This is a genomic window from Achromobacter sp. B7 (assembly GCF_003600685.1).
Lineage (GTDB): Bacteria > Pseudomonadota > Gammaproteobacteria > Burkholderiales > Burkholderiaceae_B > Achromobacter > Achromobacter spanius_B.
The window spans coordinates 3010713-3029072 of the sequence record NZ_CP032084.1 but is presented as its reverse complement, the minus strand read 5'-3'; the positions used below and the strand labels follow the sequence as shown (position 1 = coordinate 3029072).

17 protein-coding genes are annotated in these 18360 nt (G+C 67.2%); 8 read left to right on the top strand and 9 right to left on the bottom strand.

What is annotated here, in order from left to right:
- Positions 1-1569 carry a glycogen synthase GlgA gene (glgA, locus tag DVB37_RS13730; RefSeq protein WP_120155676.1) on the bottom strand — a complete coding sequence of 523 codons (1569 nt, stop codon included), beginning with the start codon at positions 1567-1569 and terminating at the stop codon, positions 1-3.
- A gap of 323 nt (positions 1570-1892) precedes the next feature.
- On the opposite strand from glgA, the gene DVB37_RS13725 reads away from it, so the two are divergent.
- Both DVB37_RS13725 and DVB37_RS13720 read left to right on the top strand, forming a co-directional pair.
- Complete coding sequence (locus DVB37_RS13725; RefSeq protein ID WP_104145451.1) at positions 1893-3662, top strand: thiamine pyrophosphate-requiring protein; 1770 nt, start codon at positions 1893-1895, stop codon at positions 3660-3662.
- 132 nt (positions 3663-3794) lie between these two features.
- Positions 3795-4196 carry a PRC-barrel domain-containing protein gene (locus tag DVB37_RS13720; protein ID WP_120155673.1) on the top strand — a complete coding sequence of 134 codons (402 nt, stop codon included), beginning with the start codon at positions 3795-3797 and terminating at the stop codon, positions 4194-4196.
- A 37-nt stretch (positions 4197-4233) separates the two neighbouring features.
- Here DVB37_RS13720 and DVB37_RS13715 read toward each other — a convergent pair whose 3' ends face one another.
- From DVB37_RS13715 to DVB37_RS13695, 5 genes are read right to left on the bottom strand one after another with little or no spacing between them, the layout of a single operon-like run.
- A complete protein-coding gene (locus DVB37_RS13715) occupies positions 4234-4992 on the bottom strand; it encodes a S9 family peptidase (RefSeq protein ID WP_046805719.1) in 759 nt (252 codons plus the stop codon).
- The gene (locus tag DVB37_RS13710; RefSeq protein ID WP_120155671.1) at positions 4979-6115 is read right to left on the bottom strand and encodes a DUF3182 family protein; all 1137 of its coding nucleotides are present in this window, start codon (positions 6113-6115) and stop codon (positions 4979-4981) included. Before DVB37_RS13710 ends, DVB37_RS13715 begins: the two co-directional genes overlap by 14 nt.
- On the bottom strand, positions 6112-7116 hold the full coding sequence (locus tag DVB37_RS13705; RefSeq protein ID WP_104145454.1) for a lysylphosphatidylglycerol synthase domain-containing protein: 1005 nt from the start codon (positions 7114-7116) through the stop codon (positions 6112-6114). The genes DVB37_RS13710 and DVB37_RS13705 overlap by 4 nt, the downstream gene beginning before the upstream one ends.
- Positions 7113-8315, bottom strand: a complete 1203-nt coding sequence (clsB, locus tag DVB37_RS13700) for a cardiolipin synthase ClsB (RefSeq protein ID WP_104145455.1) — start codon at positions 8313-8315, stop codon at positions 7113-7115. Before clsB ends, DVB37_RS13705 begins: the two co-directional genes overlap by 4 nt.
- On the bottom strand, positions 8312-9079 hold the full coding sequence (locus DVB37_RS13695; RefSeq protein WP_046805715.1) for an endonuclease/exonuclease/phosphatase family protein: 768 nt from the start codon (positions 9077-9079) through the stop codon (positions 8312-8314). The genes clsB and DVB37_RS13695 overlap by 4 nt, the downstream gene beginning before the upstream one ends.
- Before the next feature lie 324 nt (positions 9080-9403).
- Here DVB37_RS13695 and DVB37_RS13690 point away from each other — a divergent pair, with 324 nt between their 5' ends.
- Positions 9404-10132 (top strand): ribonuclease activity regulator RraA, encoded by a 729-nt coding sequence (locus DVB37_RS13690; RefSeq protein ID WP_120155668.1) that lies wholly within the window; start codon positions 9404-9406, stop codon positions 10130-10132.
- Between the two features lie 182 nt (positions 10133-10314).
- On the opposite strand, the gene DVB37_RS13685 is transcribed toward DVB37_RS13690, so the two are convergent.
- Both DVB37_RS13685 and DVB37_RS13680 read right to left on the bottom strand, forming a co-directional pair.
- Positions 10315-10533 carry a YMGG-like glycine zipper-containing protein gene (locus tag DVB37_RS13685; RefSeq protein WP_046805713.1) on the bottom strand — a complete coding sequence of 73 codons (219 nt, stop codon included), beginning with the start codon at positions 10531-10533 and terminating at the stop codon, positions 10315-10317.
- A gap of 10 nt (positions 10534-10543) precedes the next feature.
- Positions 10544-10927: a hypothetical protein gene (locus tag DVB37_RS13680; protein ID WP_082134535.1), complete on the bottom strand. Its 384-nt coding sequence runs from the start codon at positions 10925-10927 to the stop codon at positions 10544-10546.
- Between the two features lie 233 nt (positions 10928-11160).
- Between DVB37_RS13680 and DVB37_RS13675 the strand changes: the two genes are divergently transcribed.
- Both DVB37_RS13675 and DVB37_RS13670 read left to right on the top strand, forming a co-directional pair.
- Positions 11161-11646, top strand: a complete 486-nt coding sequence (locus tag DVB37_RS13675) for a DUF2946 family protein (RefSeq protein WP_162941213.1) — start codon at positions 11161-11163, stop codon at positions 11644-11646.
- 127 nt (positions 11647-11773) lie between these two features.
- Positions 11774-13297: a PepSY domain-containing protein gene (locus DVB37_RS13670; RefSeq protein WP_120155662.1), complete on the top strand. Its 1524-nt coding sequence runs from the start codon at positions 11774-11776 to the stop codon at positions 13295-13297.
- On the opposite strand, the gene DVB37_RS13665 is transcribed toward DVB37_RS13670, so the two are convergent.
- Positions 13273-13932 (bottom strand): GntR family transcriptional regulator, encoded by a 660-nt coding sequence (locus DVB37_RS13665; protein WP_046805711.1) that lies wholly within the window; start codon positions 13930-13932, stop codon positions 13273-13275. The two genes, DVB37_RS13670 and DVB37_RS13665, sit on opposite strands and share 25 nt — an antisense overlap.
- A 154-nt stretch (positions 13933-14086) precedes the next feature.
- Here DVB37_RS13665 and DVB37_RS13660 point away from each other — a divergent pair, with 154 nt between their 5' ends.
- The 3 genes from DVB37_RS13660 to DVB37_RS13650 are packed head-to-tail and all read left to right on the top strand — an operon-like array spanning position 14087 to position 18315.
- Positions 14087-14869 (top strand): LamB/YcsF family protein, encoded by a 783-nt coding sequence (locus DVB37_RS13660; protein ID WP_120155660.1) that lies wholly within the window; start codon positions 14087-14089, stop codon positions 14867-14869.
- Positions 14870-14877: 8 nt separating this feature from the next.
- Positions 14878-16563 (top strand): 5-oxoprolinase/urea amidolyase family protein, encoded by a 1686-nt coding sequence (locus DVB37_RS13655; RefSeq protein ID WP_120155658.1) that lies wholly within the window; start codon positions 14878-14880, stop codon positions 16561-16563.
- Positions 16564-16578: 15 nt separating this feature from the next.
- A complete protein-coding gene (locus tag DVB37_RS13650) occupies positions 16579-18315 on the top strand; it encodes a biotin carboxylase N-terminal domain-containing protein (RefSeq protein WP_120155655.1) in 1737 nt (578 codons plus the stop codon).
- The last annotated feature ends 45 nt before the right edge of the window (positions 18316-18360 follow it).

Below are 18360 nucleotides of genomic sequence, written 5' to 3'. Positions count from 1 at the left end.
TCAGATGGGCATCGGCATGGAGCCACGGGCTTGCCGGGTCCGCCGCTGGCGAGTGTCGGCCGACCGGGCCGGCGCGGGTTCCGCAACCGCTTGCTCTTGAACTTGCGCGCGGCCGGTCAGGGATTGCAGCAATTCTTCGTACGCGCCCACGGCACGCTGCCAGCTGAAGTCGGTGCTCATGGCATTGCGCTGCATGGCCCGCCACAGCATCGGGTGCTGGCGCAAGTGCATCGCGCGCGCCAGCGCAGCGGCCATGGCGTCGGGGTGGTCGCCGTCGAACAGCAGGCCGTTGGCGAACGCCATCGCCGTCAGGGGCGAATCCGAGCCGGGGTCTTCAATGGTGTCGGCCATGCCGCCCACGCGCGAGCCGATCGGCACGGTGCCGTAACGCATGGCGTACAGCGGCGTCAAGCCGAAGGGTTCGAAACGGCTGCCGTGCAGCAGGACGTCGCCACCGGCGTGCAGGCGATGCGCGCCCGCTTCGTTGTAGCCAATGCGCGTGGCGCAACGTTGGGGGTAGCGGTCGGCCAGCGCCTTCAAGGCGGTTTCCAGGCGACGGTCGCCCTGACCCAGGATGGCCACCTGCATTTCGGGGTGGGCATCCAGGGCGCGCGGCAAGGCTTCGGCCGCGACGTCGGCCATCTTCTGGTCGGTCAGGCGGCTGCCCATGACGACCAGCGTGGCTTGCGCATCCGGCGTCAGCCCGAATTCGCGTTGCAGCACCGTCTTGCACAGGCGCTTGTTGGCCAGATCGCCCGCGGTGTAGCGCAACGGGCCCAGATGCGGGTCGCGCGACGGGTCCCACAGGGCGGTGTCGATGCCGTTCGGAATGGCAATCAGGTCGCTCGCGCGCTCACGCAGCAGGCCGTCCAGGCCGCAGCCGAATGCCGGCGTCAGGATTTCACGCGCATAGGTGTGGCTGACGGTGGTGACGCGATCGGCATGGGCGATGCCGGCCTTCATGAAGTTCAGCTTGTTCCAGGCAACGGCGGCGTGCTCGCCCCGGTAGGCGGGCGGGATTCCATAGGCGGCGGCATCCTCTAGCGGGAACTGGCCTTGGAAAGCCATGTTGTGGATGGTCAAGACGGTTTTTACGTCCTGGATGCCGGCCTCGCGCATCAGCATCGGTGTCAAGGCTGCGTGCCAATCGTGCGCGTGCACCACATCGGGGCGCGCCAGGCCCGGCAGGCCGCGCGCAATACGCACGGCGGCGTGCGACAAGGCGGCGTAGCGCAGGCCGTTGTCAGGATGCTCCTGCCCGTCCTCATCCACATACAGGCCGGCGCGGTCGTACAGCGCATCGTTCTCAAGCAGCAGGAAAGACAGCTCGGACGTGGGGCACACGCCGGCCAGCAGGCGCGCGTCGCCGCCCGGCAGGTCTTCCAGCCGCGCCACTTCGCGCAAGCCGTCCAACTGCTTGGCCGCGCCTCGGTAGGCGGGCAGCAGGACGGTGGCGGGGATGCCTCGCTGGATCATCGCCCGCGTCATGCCGGTGATTGCATCGCCCAAGCCGCCCGTCTTTGCGAGCGGGAATGCTTCGGCAGCCACTATGAGAATTGTCGTCGCCATGCTTGTTGCTCCGGGGAAAGTCGGAGGGCCGCTGAAAAAGTGGGCCCGGTTCCGTAAGGCCGTCATATGCGCAAGTGGCGTGCCCAAGGGTGGGCCGCATAGGGAAAAGGCGGGCTTACCCTGGGGTGCGAGTCGTTGTTGCTGACGTTTGTAAATTTGGGAGCGGCGCAACAAACGCCGTCTTTACAGTCGCGGGGAACGGCGGTCGGGGACGGAGCCAGCGGGCCAGCCAGGCATGGCGATTGCGGCGCGCGCAGGCTCTGGTTTTTGCTGAACCGATTGAAGCAATAGAACCGACTGAACCGACCATAAGGAGCGTCAACTTGAAAACCGTTTCCGATTTTGTCCTCGCCCGCCTGGGCGAATGGGGCGTACAGCGCGTGTTCGGATATCCCGGCGATGGGATTAACGGCCTGATTGGCGCGTTTGGAAGAAACAGCGAACTGGAATTCATCCAGGCACGCCACGAGGAAGGGGCCGCGTTCATGGCCTGCGCCCATGCCAAGTTCACCGGGCAGGTGGGGGTGTGCATGGCCACCTCGGGCCCCGGCGCCATCCACCTGCTTAACGGCCTGTACGACGCCAAGATGGACCACCAGCCGGTGGTTGCCATCGTTGGCCAGCAAGCCCGCAGTTCGCTGGGTGGCGATTACCAGCAAGAGGTGGATCTGGTCAGCCTTTACAAGGACGTGGCGCACGACTTCGTGCACATGGTGACCTCGCCCGTGCAGGCGCGGCACATGATCGACCGCGCCATGCGTATCGCCATGGAGCGGCGCGGCGTGACCTGCCTGATCTTTCCCAATGATGTGCAAGACCTGGAAGCCGTGGAAACGCCGCCGCGCGAGCACGGCACCGTGCATACCGGCATTGGCCTGACCGCGCACGCCGCCGTGGCGCCCGAGGCCGCGCTGGATAACGCCGCGTCCATCCTGAACAGCGGCGAACGCGTGGCGATGCTGGTGGGCGCCGGCGCGCTGGACGCGGGCGACGAGGTGCGCGCCGTGGCCGAGCGGCTGGGCGCGGGCGTGGCCAAGGCGTTGCTGGGCAAGGCGGTGGTGCCGGACGAGCTGCCGTACGTGACGGGCGCCATCGGTCTGCTGGGCACGCAGCCCAGCTGGGAAATGATGAACGAATGCGACACCCTGTTGATGGTGGGCACGTCGTTTCCCTATGCCGAATTCCTGCCCAAGGAAGGGCAGGCGCGCGCGGTGCAGATCGACCTGGACGGGCGCAAGCTCAGCCTGCGGTATCCGGTGGAAGTGGGGCTGGTGGGCGATGCCCGCCTGACCTTGCAGGCGCTGTTGCCCAAGCTGCAACCCAAGACGTCGGACCGGTGGACCAAGAGCATTGAAAAGAAGGTGGCCCGGTGGCGCGAAACGGTGGTGTCGCGCGCCATGGTTGACGCCAAGGGCGTGAATCCGCAGCGCCCGTTCCTGGAGCTGTCCAGCCGGCTGCCGCCGCGTTGCATCGTCACCTGCGATTCCGGTTCGGCGGCCAACTGGTACGCCCGTGACGTGCATCTGCGCGAGGGCATGATGGGCTCGGTGTCGGGCGGGCTGGCCAGCATGGGTTGCGGCGTGCCTTACGCGGTGGCCGCCAAGCTGGCCCACCCCGGCCGGCCGGTGGTGGCGCTGGTGGGCGACGGCGCGATGCAGATGCTGGGCATCAATGAACTGATTACCATCGCGCACCGCTGGAAGGACTGGTCCGACCCGACGCTGGTGGTGCTGGTGCTGAACAACGGCGACCTGAACCTGGTGACGTGGGAACAACGCGTCATGGGCGCCGACCCGCGCTTTGGCGATTCGCAATGGCTGCCGCACTTTTCCTATGCGGATTACGGCCGCATGCTGGGGCTGGAGGGCATACGCGTGACGGACCCGGAGGAAGTCGGCCCCGCCTGGGACCGCGCGCTGTCGGCCGGCCGTCCCACGGTGCTGGAGGTGGTGACCGACCCCGAGGTGCCGCCGATGCCGCCGCACATTTCGGCCAAGCAGTTCAAGGCGTACATGACGGCGCTGCGCAAGGAAGACGCCGCCACGGGCGCCGCCGCGCTGCGCGCCACGATCAAGCAGTGGTGGGCCAGCTGAACGCGGCGTCGCGTATCGAGCATCGCGCAATGGATGTCGTCGCCGTGTCCGGGCAGCTGGGCACGGCGCTTGCGGAGTTGCCTGTCCCTACCACCAGTACGCAGGGCCCAAGCCCCGCAAAGGAGATAGAAGATGGAACAACATCAAACCAATATCGTCGGCGGCCCCAAGAGCAGCCCTGGCGGCCCCGGCCCCGAAGTCATGGCCGCCGGCACGCTGGAAGGCAATGACGTCTACAACTCGGCCGGCGAAGAGCTGGGGTCCATCAAGGACATCATGATTGACGTGCCGCGTGGTCGGGTCGCTTACGCGGTGCTGTCGCGAGGTGGCGTGCTGGGCATCGGCGACAAGCTGTTTGCCATTCCCTGGGCGGCCTTGACGCTGGATACCGACCGCAAGTGCTTCGTGCTGGACATCGACGAAGAAACCTTGAAGAACGCCCCGGGCTTCGACAAGGACAACTGGCCCAGCATGGCCGACGAAACGTGGGCGCGCAATCTGCACACGTACTACAAGCAGGACATCTACTGGTAAGGCGTATGGCCGGGCCTGGGTGCCCGGCCGTCGTGCATCACGGCACCGGCCGCGGATCTCCCATCCGCGCGCCGGTGACCATTTCAGTAACCCAGTTCACCAGGATTGCCGTGTAGGCACGCTGCGCGGATTTTTCCGTCAGCGCGTGGTCGGCGCCGTCGATGATGCGATGCGTCAGCGAATGCGAGCGCCGGAACGCCGACCGGTAACTCATGATGGTGGAGTGCGGGATGAAAGTGTCGTGTTCGGCTTCGACGATCAGCACGTCGCCGGCAAATTCGGTGCAGGCCTTCAGCGCCCGGTTCGATTCGGGCGCGACATAGCTATTGCGATAGGCGCGCAGCGTTTCCCGGTTCAACTGGTTTTTTGGCAGCAGCCATTCTTCGTCGCGATACAGCGCCGGCACGTGCAGCGCCAGCCAGCGCACGCGGCGCAGGCCGCTGAGCAGCGCCGCCAGGTAGCCGCCATAGCTGCTGCCCACCACCGCCACCGACCCCGAATCCAGAGACGGGTGCGACGCCAGCCGATCGTACGCCGCCATGACGTCGCGCAGATTATCCTCGCGCGTCACTTGCAGCTGCTGTTCACGCGTGGCGGCATGGCCGCGCAGGTCGAACGTCAGGCAGACGCAACCCAGCGCGGCGATGCCCTTGGCGCGCGCCAGGTCAAACTGCTGGCTGCCGCCCCAACCGTGGATGAACAACACGCCCGGCACCTTGTCTTCCGGTGTCAGAAACGTGCCGTCCAGTTGCTGCCCGTCGACCGACAAGGCGATGGGATCACTATGCGCCGCCATCGGCGTCCTCCTCCAACACGCCCGCCCACTTGCTGATGTGGCCCACGGCCGAATCCACGCCGTGATACACCAGGTGCTGCGGGATGGGGCGAGGTTCTTGTTCGCCATAACGCTCGCGGGTGGCGGCGCGCACCGACATCAGCGACGGCGACAACGCAAACGCCTGCATGGCCGCCAGTTCGGCCAGGCTGGCGCCACCTGCGCGCCAGGATTGTTCCAGCACGCCCGCGCGTGGCTGCCCGGACGGGCTTTGCCCAAACGCCACGTCGTAGTTGCGACGCGACGCCAGCAATTGCGGGTAGGCGGTAGACACGGCGGTGTCGTACTGGCAGGCCAGGGCCACGGCTTGGCGCTCGTGTTCGTTCAGGTCCAGCGCGCGCAGGTCGTCGAACCCGCCGCGCGCCACGCGCAGCACCGAGCCGCCGTAGACCGGTATGCCCTGGTTGTCGGGCGTGAGCGACTGCGTGCCCACGTACGAAATTTCCATCTTGCCCACGCGCGCCCAGCCCACGCTGTAGGTGGACACGTCTTGCAGGTCTTCTTCCAGCACCAGCCCCAGCCGGCGCATGACAAGCGGCCCTTGCTCGGCCAGCGCCGCGCGCAGTTCGTCGGCGTTGCGCACGACCACCTGGCCGCGCCCCGCCGTGGCATCGACGGGTTTAAGGCGTAGCGGCCCCTGGCGCAGCAGCTGCAAGCCCGCGGCTTCGGCATCGGCTACGGTGAACGCGGTGTAGCCGTTCAACACCACGTCGCGCAGGGCGTCGCCCAGCTCGTGCACCCAGGCTTTGGGGGCACGGGCCTGGGCGGTGACCAGGCCGTGGGTGATGGCCTTGCCCGCTACGAACGAATGCGGAGCCACGCCGCCGTACAGGTCGGCAGGGCGCGTAATGCCCAGGCGCGCCGCGCGTATCGCGCCGATGATGGTGCGGTCGGGCACGTAGTACGGAGGCGGCTCGTCGCGGTGCCGGGTGGGCCGGAAGTGGGGGTCGAAACGCCTGCCCAGCAAGGCCGCCAGGCGGGCGGCCATGGCCTCTTGTGAAGCAATCTCGTGTTCGGACGCAGTGGCGCGGCGCGGGTACGCCACCACCAGATCGGACGCTATCAGGGGCGGATTTTTCTTCATGGTCGGGGGTGCAGCAAGTCTTGTTCCCGGCCGGCCGGCGCATGCTTCTTGCGCCACGCGATGCGCGCTTCGAACAAGGGAAAGGCGGCCAGCGCCAGGCACATCGGCGCCAGTGCGTAGCAGGCGCGGTAAGCCAGCGCCGCGCCCAGCACTTCGGAATACGGCAGCCCGGGCGCCAGCACCGCCACGAAGATGGCTTCGGTGGTGCCCAGCCCACCCGGCACCCGGGTCAGCACCGCGGCGAAACTGGAACACAGCAAGATGCCCAGCACGACGGGGTAGGGCGCCTTGCCCTGCAACAGCACATAGGCGACGGCGCCCATGAACATCCATGACAGCCCGGCGAACACGCATTGCATGATCGCCATGCGCGCGCGTGGCAGCGTCACGCGCTGGCCCATCCACGTGGCCGACCGGCGCCGCGCGCGGGCGCATGCCCACACGTAGGCGGCCGCGCCCACCAGCATCACCGCGCCCAGCAGGCGCAGCACGCCGCTGCCCACGTCCCACCCTTGGGGCACCGGCAACGCGCCGCTGACGAACACCGCGCCGGCCACCCAGGCATACCCGATCCAGTTGGATGCAGCCGAGAACACCGCCACGCGCGTGGCTACCGCCTTGCGGCAGCCCAGCCGCGCGTACAGGCGCAGGCGCGCGCCCAGGCCGCCCACCAGCACGCCCAGGCTGAGGTTCAGCGCGTAGCTGACCATGGCCACGCCCAGCACCGTGGGCCAGCCTAGTTTGTGCCCGGTGTAGCGCTTGCCCAACAGGTCCAGCGCGGCGTAGCTCAGATAGCCCAGCACGACCAGGCCGCTGGCCATCAGGATGGCGTCGCGCGGTATGCGGCGCATGGCCTGCCACACTTGCGGCCAGTCCACCGACCGGCCGAAATAAAACAGCAGCGCGGCGACCACCGCCAGGATCAGCCATGGCAGCACTTTCTTGATGCGCGGCCAGCGGTGGCGCAAGGTGCGCATGAATGTCGTTCGATATACCCTCATGCGGTCTCACCTTCGTCGGGGGTGGGCGGCTTGATGGTTTGCAGGCGCGGCTTGTGGGCCGGCAGCGAACCCGCCCACGCCGGAAAGCGCCGCAAGAAGTGAAACACCACCACGCCCACCCAGAAGCGGCGCAGCGCCCGGGTGGACTTGGGGCCGCTGGGCACGGGCTTGCAGTCCTGGGCGATCAGGCGGTCCAGGCTTTCGCGCAGCGCGGCGTTCAGCGAGCGGTCGCGCACCACGACATTGGCTTCCAGGTTCAAGGCCAGGCTTAGCGGGTCCAGGTTGCTGGAGCCCACGGTGGACCAGTCGTCGTCCACGCAGGCCACCTTGCCATGCAGCGGGCGCTTGCAATATTCGTAGATTTCAACGCCCGCGTTCTTCAGGTAGTCGTACAGCATGGTCGCCGCCAGCCGCGCCACCAGCATGTCGGGTTCGCCTTGCAGCAGCAGGCGCACGCGCACGCCACGGCGCGCGGCCTTGGTCAGGTCGCGCAGCAGGTGGTAGCCGGGAAAGAAGTAGGCGTTGGCAATCAGCACGTCGCGCTTGGCGGCGCGCAGGCCGGCGCGGTAGTAGCGTTCGATGTCGGTGGTGTGGCCGTCGTTGTCGCGCACCACCAGGCGGCCGCCGCCGTCGCCCTCGGGCACCGACGCCGCGGCCGCGCGGCGCCAGCGGCGCGGCCGCTTGCGGTTCAGCGCCGAGCGGGCGTAATCGGCAATGTCCGCCGCCAGGGGCCCGTCGATGCGCACGGCATAGTCCTGCTTGGCCTCGGGGCCGAAGTCGGCCAGGTGGTCCGCCGAAAAGTTAATGCCCCCGATCATCGCGCACACGCCATCGATCGCCACGATCTTGCGGTGCATGCGACGGAACACGTTGGTGCGGATGCCCAGCAGGCGAGGGCGCGGGTCGAAGATATGCAGCCGTACCCCGGCTTCGGTCATTTCGCCGATGAATTCGGGCGTCAGCACATCGGAGCCATAGCCGTCCACCAGCAGGTCCACGCTGACGCCGCGCTTGGCAGCCGCGATCAGGGTCTGCTGCAATTGCCGCCCCACCTTGTCTTCAAACAAGATGAAGGTTTCGACCAGGACTTCGCGCTGGGCGGCGTCGATGGCCTCGAACGCGGCCGGAAAATAAGCCTCGCCGTTTTCCAGCAAGGTGTAGCGGTTGCCTTCCCGCCATCCCAGTTCACCGGCACTCATAACGCAATCTCCGCGGATAGGGGTACGTGGTCGGACAGGCGCGACCACACGCGCGAGGCCAGCGGCATCGGCCGCCAGTCGCGCACATTTCGAACATAGATGCGGTCAAGCCGCAGCAGCGGCCAACGCGCGGGAAAGGTGCGGGCCGGGCGGCCCAGGCGGCTGGTGAACACTTCCTCGGTGCCGCAGCCGGCCATCTGCCGGTTCGCCTTGCCGCGCCAATCGTTGAAGTCGCCGGCGATCAACAGCGGTTCGCCTTCGGGCACGTCGCGCGCCACCAGTTCGCACAGGCGGTTCATCTGCTGGCCGCGATGCTTTTCCAGCAGGCCCAGGTGTACGCAGATGGCGTGCACCGGCGCATCGCCCGGCACGCGCAGCACGCAGTGCAGCAGGCCACGGCCTTCATGGCCGTCCACGCTGACGTCATGATTCTCGTAGCGCTCGATGGGGTAGCGCGACAGGATCGCGTTGCCATGGTGGCCGGCCGGGTAGACGGCGTTGCGGCCGTAGGCGTAGTCCGACCACAGCGTGTCGGCCAGGAATTCGTACTGGGACAACGCCGGCCAGGCCTCTTGGTGCCGCTCGGCGTGCACCTGGTGTTCGCCCAGGACTTCCTGCAAGAACACCACATCGGGCGCGGCCAGGCGTAAGGCCTCGCGCAGGTCGTGCAGCATGAAACGCCGGTTGAAACTGGTGAATCCTTTATGGGTATTGACGGTCAGGACCGTCAGGCTCCGGCGGGATTCGTCGGTCGGGGCGGGCATGGACTCTCCGGAGGTGGTAGATCCGCACCCTGCGCAAGTTTCGTGCCTGAGCCCCTGCGCAGGCGGATTTTCATAGGGGAATCCTGTCCGGCGGGGCTCCCTCCTGGTCGCTTGCCGGACACGGAATTGCCCGCGCCGGTCAAAATTCCCCTGGCCCGCAGGGAGCGAACCGTGGCGGAAAAGCGGTGCCAGCGCCTGGCCGGGCAGGCATAAAAAGCGGATTCAGAATCTGTAAAAACAGGGTTGTGCACCGTTTTGGCCGGCGTCACAATCGACAACCTCAACCTGTATATCCGCCCAGTCGGCGCAAGGAGACCCCGCACTATGACGATTGCCCCTCAGCCCTTGGACGCGCGCGTCGTCACGGCCCTGTCGCGCATCACGACGGCCACGCTGACTACCGTGCTGTTGAAGAAAGGCCTGCGCAACGTATGGGTGCGCGGTGCGCGGCCGCTGGCGCCGGGCGCCACCCGTATCGTGGGACGCGCCTTCACGCTGCGCTTTGTGCCCGCGCGCGAAGACCTGGCGACCCCGGCATCGTGGGCCTCGCCCATTTCGACGCGCGTCGCCATTGAAGATATGCCCGAAGGTTGCATCGCCGTGGTCGATGCCATGGGGGTCACGGACGCCGGCATTTTTGGCGATATCCTGTGCGCCCGCATGCACAAGCGCGGCGTGGCGGCCTTGGTGACGGACGGCGTGGTGCGCGACCTGGAAGGCGTTGAAGGCACCGGGCTGCCGGTCTGGTGCGCCGGCGCGGCGGCGCCGCCTTCGGTGGCAGGGCTGACGTTTGTCGGCTGGCAGGAACCGGTGGGCTGCGGCGGCGTGGCGGTGTTTCCCAACGACGTCATCGTGCTGGACCGCGACGGCGCGGTGCTGATCCCGGCCGCGTTGCTGGACGAGGTGGTCGACATAGCCATCGAGCAGGAACGGCTGGAAGGCTGGATCATGCAGCAGGTCGAGGCGGGCGAAAAGTTGCCCGGCCTGTATCCGCCCAATCAAGAAAACCAGGCGAAGTACCAGGCCTGGCGGGAGCAGCAGGGCGGCAAGTAGCCGGCAGCGGAGTGCTACGGCGCTTCACTTTCCGCAGAGCGCCCGGCGAGGGTCAAGCCGGCTTCGGTTGAACCTCAGTCCAGCTTCGGGCGACTTCAGCCTGAGCAAAAAAGCCCGGAACGCGGCGGCTCTCGCCGTGCGTTCCGGGCCTGCCCTGCAGGTGTGCAAGCAGTGGCGGCGTACTAATTGCTGCCGCGGATGTTGCCCGCGACGCCACCGGCTATGCCGCCGATGGCGGCCCCGGTCCAGGCGCTGCCGCCCGCGATGGCGGCAATACCCGCGCCCGCCGCCGCGCCTATCGCCGCGCCGGACATGGTCCCTTGCTGCTTGGACGACATATTCGTGCAGGCCGCCAGCGCGCTGATCGCGACGCATACAAGAATCGATCGGATGACTTTCATGACGGCTCCTTCAAGGCTTGCGCTTGGCGCCAGGAATGACGATCTCAAACCACAGGGTTTCGATCACCGGCCGGTCCAGCCGCGACGGGTTCGCGGCGTACCAGCTGTCCAGCCCCTCGCGCACGGAATCCAGCGTGTGCGTTTGCAGCCCCTTGGCAAAACGGGGCACCAGCGTTTGGTTGTCGGGTGGCGCACGGCGTTCCTGGTACGCGCGTTCCACTTGCAGCAGGTTGGCGATCCCCAATAGGTAGGCCTTCTTGATGTTGGGGTCGGACTCCGACCAGTGCTTGCCGGTGACCATCGGGGCGGGGTCGGCGGATTGCGCCATGCTGGGCGCGGTGCACAGCGTAGACAGCGCGAAGGCTGCCGGACCTAACAGGTGTTTCACTTTCATCGCATCGCTCCTCGCGGGCTTAAAAGATCAAAAACAACCTTTGGACGCCGTCCGCAAGACAGAGCCGCAGCGGGCCTTGAGCGGAAATCGGCAACATCGAATTTATGCCCGAAGCCGGACGGCGGCAAGCAACGTTTGCAGGCGGGCCGGCGGGGCGGGTGTCGCGCAATCCCAAGACGGCGCGTAAAATTCCGCCAAGACGCCGGCGCCCGCCGGCGTTGTGGATTGGACGCATGCGCACCGGATCGCCCCGTCGTTTACCCCATTACCCGCGTTTTGCCACGGCCGCCCATTTCGGGCGGCTGTTGCTGCTGCTGTTGCTGGTGGCGCGGGCGTGGGTGCCGACCGGGTACATGCCCGACGCGCAGGCGCTACGCCAAGGCCGTCTGACCTTGGGCTTTTGCACGGCAGGCGGCAACGCGCTGGCGGCGTTGCAGGCGATGTCGTTACGGCAGGCGTCCACCGGTGGCCATCACGAGATGCACGGCCATCACGATCACCACGGTTCAGGGCAGGGCGATGATCGCGGCGCGGGCCAGGAATGTCCGTTTGGCCTGAGCGCGCATCAAATCCTGAACCTGCCGCCCTTGGCGGCGTTGGCGCCGGTGCTGCTGCTCTGGCTGGCGCAGCCCCCGCTGAAGGTGGACGGCCCGCGCCCGCCCATGCCCGCCACGGGCCCCCCGCTGGGCCCCCGGGCACCACCCTCGATAGACGGTTGACCTTGCACGCATGCGCCTTGCGCGCATGACCGTGGCCGCACTTTCGGTTCGATTTTTGCGGCCCGATCTTTGCGGCTAGTCTTGGCCCCCCGCCTGGGGCGGCCCCGTTTCCTATTCGAGAGTTCCCATGTCCACACAAACCCTGGATACCGCCGCCGCGCCCGCGCGCACGCGAACCGCGGCCCCCAGCGCTTTTCTGGCGCTGATCACGCGCCTGCATTTCTATATCGGCCTGTTCGTCGGCCCCTTCATCCTGGTGGCGGCTGTTACCGGCACGTTGTTCGTGCTGACCCCGCAGATCGAAAACCTGCTGTACGCGGACCAGCTGCGCACCGCCTCCACCGGCCCGGCGCAACCCTTGGCCAAACAGGTTGAAGCGGCGCAGGCCCACCTGGGCGCGGGCGGCCCTCGCTTGTTCGCCGTGCGCCCCGCGCCCACGCCGGGGGAAACCACGCGCGTCATGTTCACGCAGGCCGGCATGGGCGATTCGGAAAGCCGTGCGGTGTTCGTCGACCCCGTCACGTTGGCCATCAAGGGCGACATGATGGTCTACGGCACCAGCGGCACACTGCCGTTTCGCACCACGTTGGATTATCTGCACCGCAATCTGATGCTGGGCGAACTGGGGCGCAACTACAGCGAACTGGCCGCGTCCTGGATGTGGCTGGCCACGCTGGGCGGGCTGGTGCTGTGGTGGACGGGTCGCCGCCGCGCGGCGGCGACCCGCGCGCGCAGCCCGCGTCTGCGAGCGCGCCGTTGGCACACCGTGCTGGGCTTGTGGCTGGCGCTGGGGCTGATATTTTTGTCCGCCACGGGCTTGACGTGGTCGAACTGGGCGGGGGCACGCGTGGATCAGCTGCGCGCGCAACTGGGATGGATCACGCCGGCGATTTCGCTGAAGCTGCCGACGGCAGGGCAGGGAGCCGGGACGGGGGCAGAGGCCGCCTCCGGGCAGGCGTCCGGCGGGGATGAACACGCGCATCATCATGGCGGCATGCAGATGGCAGGGGCGATGTCGCCTACCGGTGCGTCCACCGAGGCGGCCGCGCCGATGAATGCGCCGATGAGTGCATCCACGCATGCGCCCATGAATGCCCCCTCAGACGTCGTCGCGCAGTTCGACCGCATCCTGCAAACGGCCCGGCAGGGTGGCATCGACAGCACGCAGCTGGAGATTCGTCCACCGCGTGGCGCCGGCCAGGCGTGGATGGTGCGTGAAGTCGACCGGTCCTGGCCGACCCAAGTCGACACCATCGCCATCGACCCCACCACCTACGCCATCACCAGCCGTGCCGACTTCGACACCTTTCCGCTGATCGCCAAGCTGATCCGCTGGGGCGTGGACATGCACATGGGCATCCTGTTCGGCTGGCCCAACCAGTTGTTGATGGGCGCCATCGGCCTGGCGCTATCGACCATGATCGTGCTGGGTTATCGCATGTGGTGGCTGCGCCCGCCGGCAGCGGGCGCGAATGGCCAAACGCTGACGCAGGCGTGGGCCGCGTTGGGCTGGCCGGCGCGGCTGGGCGCGCTGGCGGCGGCCGCCGTGCTGGGGTGGTGCCTGCCGGTAATGGGCGTCAGCCTGCTGGTGTTCCTGGTGATCGACGCGCTACGGTCGTGGCGCTTTCAATTGGCCACGCGGCGCGCGTAACTGGCCAGGACGATGCGCTCGGACTGCGCCAGGTAGTCCTTCAGCGCATCGGCCGCCTTGCCAAAATCTCCCGCTTCGACGCGTTGCAGAATCTGCTCGTTCATGTCGGCATACGGGGCGTGCAGGAATTCCGGGTCTTGCAGCAGGCCGAATACCAAGCGCAATTCGGCCAGCAGCAAGGCGAACATCGCGTTCAGGCGTTCGCTGTCGGCAAGTTCGACGATGGCCATGTGAAAGGCCATGTTGGCCGTGCCCACGCCCGCCCAATCCTGCCGCTCGCGACACGCCAGCGCGTCGTCCACCGCCTGCCGCATGCGTTGGCGGGCGGGGTGGTGCGGGTAGGCCTGGGCCAGCGCCTGGCATTCAATCATGCGCCGCACCCGGTAGATGTCGATAATGGACGCCATGCTGGGCACCGCCACCGCCACGCCACGGTTGGGCGCATAAGTCAGCAAGCCTTCCTTGGTCAGGTTGCGAAAGGCCTCGCGCAAAGTGTTGCGCGACACATCCAGCGATTGCGTCAGGGTTGCTTCCGATAGCCGCTGGCCCGGCATGAATTCACCATTGATCAAGCGGCGGCGAATCTGCTCGGTGACTTTGTCGGTCAGGGTCTGGTGCGCGTCGGAGGTGGTCATAGGCGGTTGGGGCAATTACCGATAGCCGCTTGGGCAAGTTTGATCTACCATACTAACCAATTTGTAGAACAATTGTGTAACTATCGTTCCACACTACAAGCGGGGCACCGTGCGGAAATCCGCCTGCCCGGCGTCCGTGGACTAAGGATAAGACATGGCTGGGATCGATTTGAACAGCGACCTGGGCGAAAGCCTGGGCGCATGGCGCATGGGCGACGACGCCGCGATGTTGGCGGTGGTGTCCAGCGCAAACGTGGCGTGCGGTTTCCATGCGGGCGACCCCGCGGGCATTCTGGCCACCCTGAAGTCCGCGCGCGATAACGGCGTGACGGTTGGGGCGCATGTGTCCTATCCCGATCTGTCCGGCTTTGGCCGCCGCAATATGGACGTGGCCAGCGCCGACCTGATCGCCGATGTCATCTACCAGATCGGCGCCTTGAAGGGGCTGGCCGCCGCCGCCGGCACCGACGTGCGCTACGTCAAGCCGCATGGTGCGCTATACAACACCATCGCGCACGATGCGCGCCAGGGTGACGACGTAATTGCCGCCATTCTGGAAATCGACCCCACGTTGGTCCTGGTGGGTCTGGCCGGCTCGCCCCTGCTGACGCGCGCCCGTGAACGCGGGTTGCGCGTGGTGGCCGAAGCCTTTGCCGACCGCGCGTACACGCCCAAGGGCGAGCTGGTATCGCGCCGCGAAAAGGGCGCCGTGCTGCATGACCCGCAAGCCGTGGCCGCGCGCATGCTGCGCCTGGTGCAAGAGGGCGTCATCGAAGCCATCGACGGCAGCCTGACGCGCGTGCAAGCCGATTCCATCTGCGTGCATGGCGACAGCCCCGGCGCGGTCGATATGGCGCGCGAACTGCGGCGCCAGCTTGAACAGTCGGGTGTCGCCATCCGGTCTTTCATTGACGCTGCCCCGGCACAATCCGCCTAGGAGGCCGTGTGCGTTTTCTGCCTGTAAACACCGACGCGCTACTGGTCGAACTGGACGATCTTGACCAGACGCTAGCGCTGTTCGCCGCGCTGCAAAACCGGCCCATTGCCGGCGTCACCGAAATGGTTCCCGCCGCGCGCACGGTGCTGGTCATCTTTCAACCCAGCCTGGTGTCGCGCGATGCGCTGATTGCCGACATCGGCTCCCGCGACACCACGGCTCACGTGGCGCGCGATGGCAAGCTGATCGAAATCCCCGTCCATTACAACGGCGAAGACCTGGACGAAGTCGCGCAGTTGCTGGGCATCACGCCGGACGAAGTTGTGCGCCGTCACACCGGCGGCACGTACAGCGTGGCCTTCACCGGCTTCGCACCCGGCTTCGCGTATCTCAGCGGCGGCGACCCCTCGCTGGACGTGCCGCGCCGCAAGACCCCGCGCACCCGTATCCCCGCGGGCGCCGTCGCATTGGCCGGCACATTCAGCGGCGTCTACCCGCAAGCCAGCCCCGGCGGCTGGCAGATCCTGGGCGTGACCCCGGTCCCCATGTGGGACTTATCGCGCGAGACGCCGGCGTTGCTGCAACCGGGGTATCGGGTGCGGTTCATTGATGCCGGGGCTTCAGCCGGAACTTCGACCGGGACTTTGACCGGAACTTCGACCGGCACTTCGACCGGAACTTTGACCGGGACTTCGACCGGAACCTCCGCCCAGGCTTCGTCCTCGACTTCCGCCGACGCGGCCGCCAGCGATTCCCGCGCCACACCCGCGCTGGAAGTCGTATCGCCCGGATTACAGGCCGTGTTTGAAGACTTGGGCCGGGCAGGGCAGGCGCGTCAGGGCGTGGCCGCGTCCGGCGCCATGGACCGGGGCGCACTGCGCGCCGCCAACCGCCTCGTGGGCAACGCGCCCGGCGAAGCCGCCATTGAAATCGTCTACGGCGGGTTCCAGCTGCGGGCGCACGGCCCCAGCGTCGTAGCCGTGACCGGCGCGCTTGGCGACGTCACGCTGCGCAATGCCGGCGGCACCACGTGGACGGCGAACACGTACCAGGCCATTGCGCTGGATGACGGCGACACGCTGACCCTGGGCCAGCCGTCCGCCGGCATTCGTTATTACCTGGCCGCGCGCGGCGGCTTCGACGTGCAACCGGTGCTGGGCAGCTGCTCAACCGACACCTTGGCCCACGTCGGCCCCGAGCCCTTGGCGGTGGGCGACCGCATCGGCATCCGGCCAGCCGGGCAGGGCGCCATCGTCGGTGCGCCCGAAATTGCCCCGGCGGATCTGCCGACAACCAACGTCGAGGTGGTGCTGGACGTGGTGTTGGGGCCGCGCACGGATTGGTGCGATGCCGAGGCGGTTGCGCTCTTGTCCCGCCAGGCCTGGACGGTGACGCCGCAGTCCAACCGCGTCGGCATCCGCTTGAACGGCGACGCGCCGCTGCAACGCGCCAACCACGCCGAACTGCCCAGCGAAGGCACCCGCAAAGGCTCCATCCAGGTGCCCGCCAGCGGCCAGCCGGTTCTGTTCCTGGCCGACCACCCCTTGACCGGCGGCTACCCCGTCATTGGCTCGGTGGCGCCGTGGCATCTGGACCGCGCCGCGCAAATTCCCATCGGCGCTCGCGTGCGCTTCAATCCCATTTCCGACTTCGTTCCGGTTGATGTTCCGGCCGTGTCCGTCAACCCGACCTAACTGAATCTGCCTGCCATGAAGAAAGTCCTGATTGCCAACCGTGGCGAGATCGCCGTCCGCATCATCCGCGCCTGCGCCGACTACGGCGTCAAATCCGTTGCGGTCTACGCCGACGCCGATTTCGACGCGCTGCACGCGCGCATGGCCGACGAGGCGTACGGGCTGGACGGCGACCGTCCCGCCGATTCTTATCTGAACATCGACAAGCTGCTGGACGTCGCGCGGCGCAGTGGCGCCGACGCCGTGCATCCCGGCTACGGCTTCCTGTCCGAAAGCCCCACCTTCGCGCGGGCTGTCATCGACGCCGGCTTGACGTGGATCGGCCCGTCGCCGGAAACCATCGAACGGCTGGGCGACAAGGTCCAGGCGCGCAAGATCGCGTTGGCGGTCGGAGCCCCGCTGGTCGCTGGCACGGCAGACCCGGTCAACGGCGCCGAAGACGTGCTGGCCTTCGCCAACGAACACGGCCTGCCGATTGCCGTTAAAGCCGCGTTTGGCGGGGGAGGCCGGGGCCTGAAAGTCGTGTGGCGCATGGAAGACGTGGCCGACCTGTACGAATCCGCCGTGCGCGAAGCCGTCACCGCGTTCGGTCGCGGCGAATGCTATGTGGAACAGTTCCTGGACCGGCCGCGCCACGTCGAAGCGCAAGTGGTGGCCGACAAGCACGGCAACGTCGTCGTCCTGGGCACACGCGATTGCTCGTTGCAACGGCGCAATCAGAAGCTGGTGGAAGAAGCGCCCGCGCCGTTCCTGACGGACGACCAGCGCCAACGCATCCACGCGTCCGCCCGCGACATCTGCGCCCACGCCGGCTATGTCGGCGCCGGCACCGTCGAATTCCTGCTGAGCGCATCGGGCGCGATTTCGTTCCTGGAGGTCAACACGCGCCTGCAAGTCGAACATCCGGTCACCGAGGAAACCTGCGGGCTGGATCTGGTTGTTGAGCAATTGCGCATCGCTGACGGTTTGCCGCTGTCGTTCACCACCGCGCCCGCGCCGCGCTGCCACGCCATCGAATTCCGTATCAACGCCGAAGACGTGGGCCGAGGCTTCCTGCCGTCGCCGGGCCGCATTGAGCAGTTTGCGCCGCCGACCGGACCGGGCGTGCGCGTGGACAGCGGCGTGGAGTCGGGTTCGACCATACCGGGCACGTTCGATTCGCTGTTGGCCAAGCTGATCGTCACCGGCGCCACCCGCGAACAGGCCATTGCGCGCGCCCGCCGCGCGCTGGCCGAATTCCGCATTGAAGGCGTGGCCACGGTCCTGCCGTTCCATCGCGCGGTGCTGGCGCATGACGACTTCCTGGGCGACGACACCGGCTTCAAGGTCCACACGCGCTGGATCGAAACCGACTTCGCCAACGACCTGGAGGCGGCAGTGCGCCCGACGCCGCTGGGCACGGTGACACTGCACCGGACCGCCGTCGAAATCGACGGCCGCCGCGTGTCCCTGGGCCTGCCGGCCGAACTGCTCCGAGGCCTGCAATCCGCCGGCGCGGCCGCAACGGCGGACGCAGGGCAGTCTGCCGGCAATGTCGCCAGCGCCGACAGCGTGCCGGCACCCATCGCGGGCACCATCCAAGCCTGGAAGGTGGAAGACGGCGCCACCGTCAAACAAGGCGAACTGATCGCCACGATGGAAGCCATGAAGATGGAAATGCAGGTGCTGGCGCATCGGGACGGCGTGCTCACACAGGAAGCAGCGCCGGGTAAGTCGGTGGCGGCCGGTGCGACGATTGGGCGGATTGAATAAGCGGAAGTCGGGTGTTTGAAAGAGAGGCTTGGACGTTGTCCAATG

Coding starts and splice junctions, on each gene's coding strand:
- glgA (WP_120155676.1), bottom strand. CDS start 1,569: ATGGCGACGACAATTCTCATAGTGGCTGCCGAAGCATTCCCGCTCGCA.
- DVB37_RS13720 (WP_120155673.1), top strand. CDS start 3,795: ATGGAACAACATCAAACCAATATCGTCGGCGGCCCCAAGAGCAGCCCT.
- DVB37_RS13715 (WP_046805719.1), bottom strand. CDS start 4,992: ATGGCGGCGCATAGTGATCCCATCGCCTTGTCGGTCGACGGGCAGCAA.
- DVB37_RS13710 (WP_120155671.1), bottom strand. CDS start 6,115: ATGAAGAAAAATCCGCCCCTGATAGCGTCCGATCTGGTGGTGGCGTAC.
- DVB37_RS13705 (WP_104145454.1), bottom strand. CDS start 7,116: ATGAGGGTATATCGAACGACATTCATGCGCACCTTGCGCCACCGCTGG.
- clsB (WP_104145455.1), bottom strand. CDS start 8,315: ATGAGTGCCGGTGAACTGGGATGGCGGGAAGGCAACCGCTACACCTTG.
- DVB37_RS13695 (WP_046805715.1), bottom strand. CDS start 9,079: ATGCCCGCCCCGACCGACGAATCCCGCCGGAGCCTGACGGTCCTGACC.
- DVB37_RS13690 (WP_120155668.1), top strand. CDS start 9,404: ATGACGATTGCCCCTCAGCCCTTGGACGCGCGCGTCGTCACGGCCCTG.
- DVB37_RS13685 (WP_046805713.1), bottom strand. CDS start 10,533: ATGAAAGTCATCCGATCGATTCTTGTATGCGTCGCGATCAGCGCGCTG.
- DVB37_RS13680 (WP_082134535.1), bottom strand. CDS start 10,927: ATGAAAGTGAAACACCTGTTAGGTCCGGCAGCCTTCGCGCTGTCTACG.
- DVB37_RS13675 (WP_162941213.1), top strand. CDS start 11,161: ATGCGCACCGGATCGCCCCGTCGTTTACCCCATTACCCGCGTTTTGCC.
- DVB37_RS13670 (WP_120155662.1), top strand. CDS start 11,774: ATGTCCACACAAACCCTGGATACCGCCGCCGCGCCCGCGCGCACGCGA.
- DVB37_RS13665 (WP_046805711.1), bottom strand. CDS start 13,932: ATGACCACCTCCGACGCGCACCAGACCCTGACCGACAAAGTCACCGAG.
- DVB37_RS13660 (WP_120155660.1), top strand. CDS start 14,087: ATGGCTGGGATCGATTTGAACAGCGACCTGGGCGAAAGCCTGGGCGCA.
- DVB37_RS13650 (WP_120155655.1), top strand. CDS start 16,579: ATGAAGAAAGTCCTGATTGCCAACCGTGGCGAGATCGCCGTCCGCATC.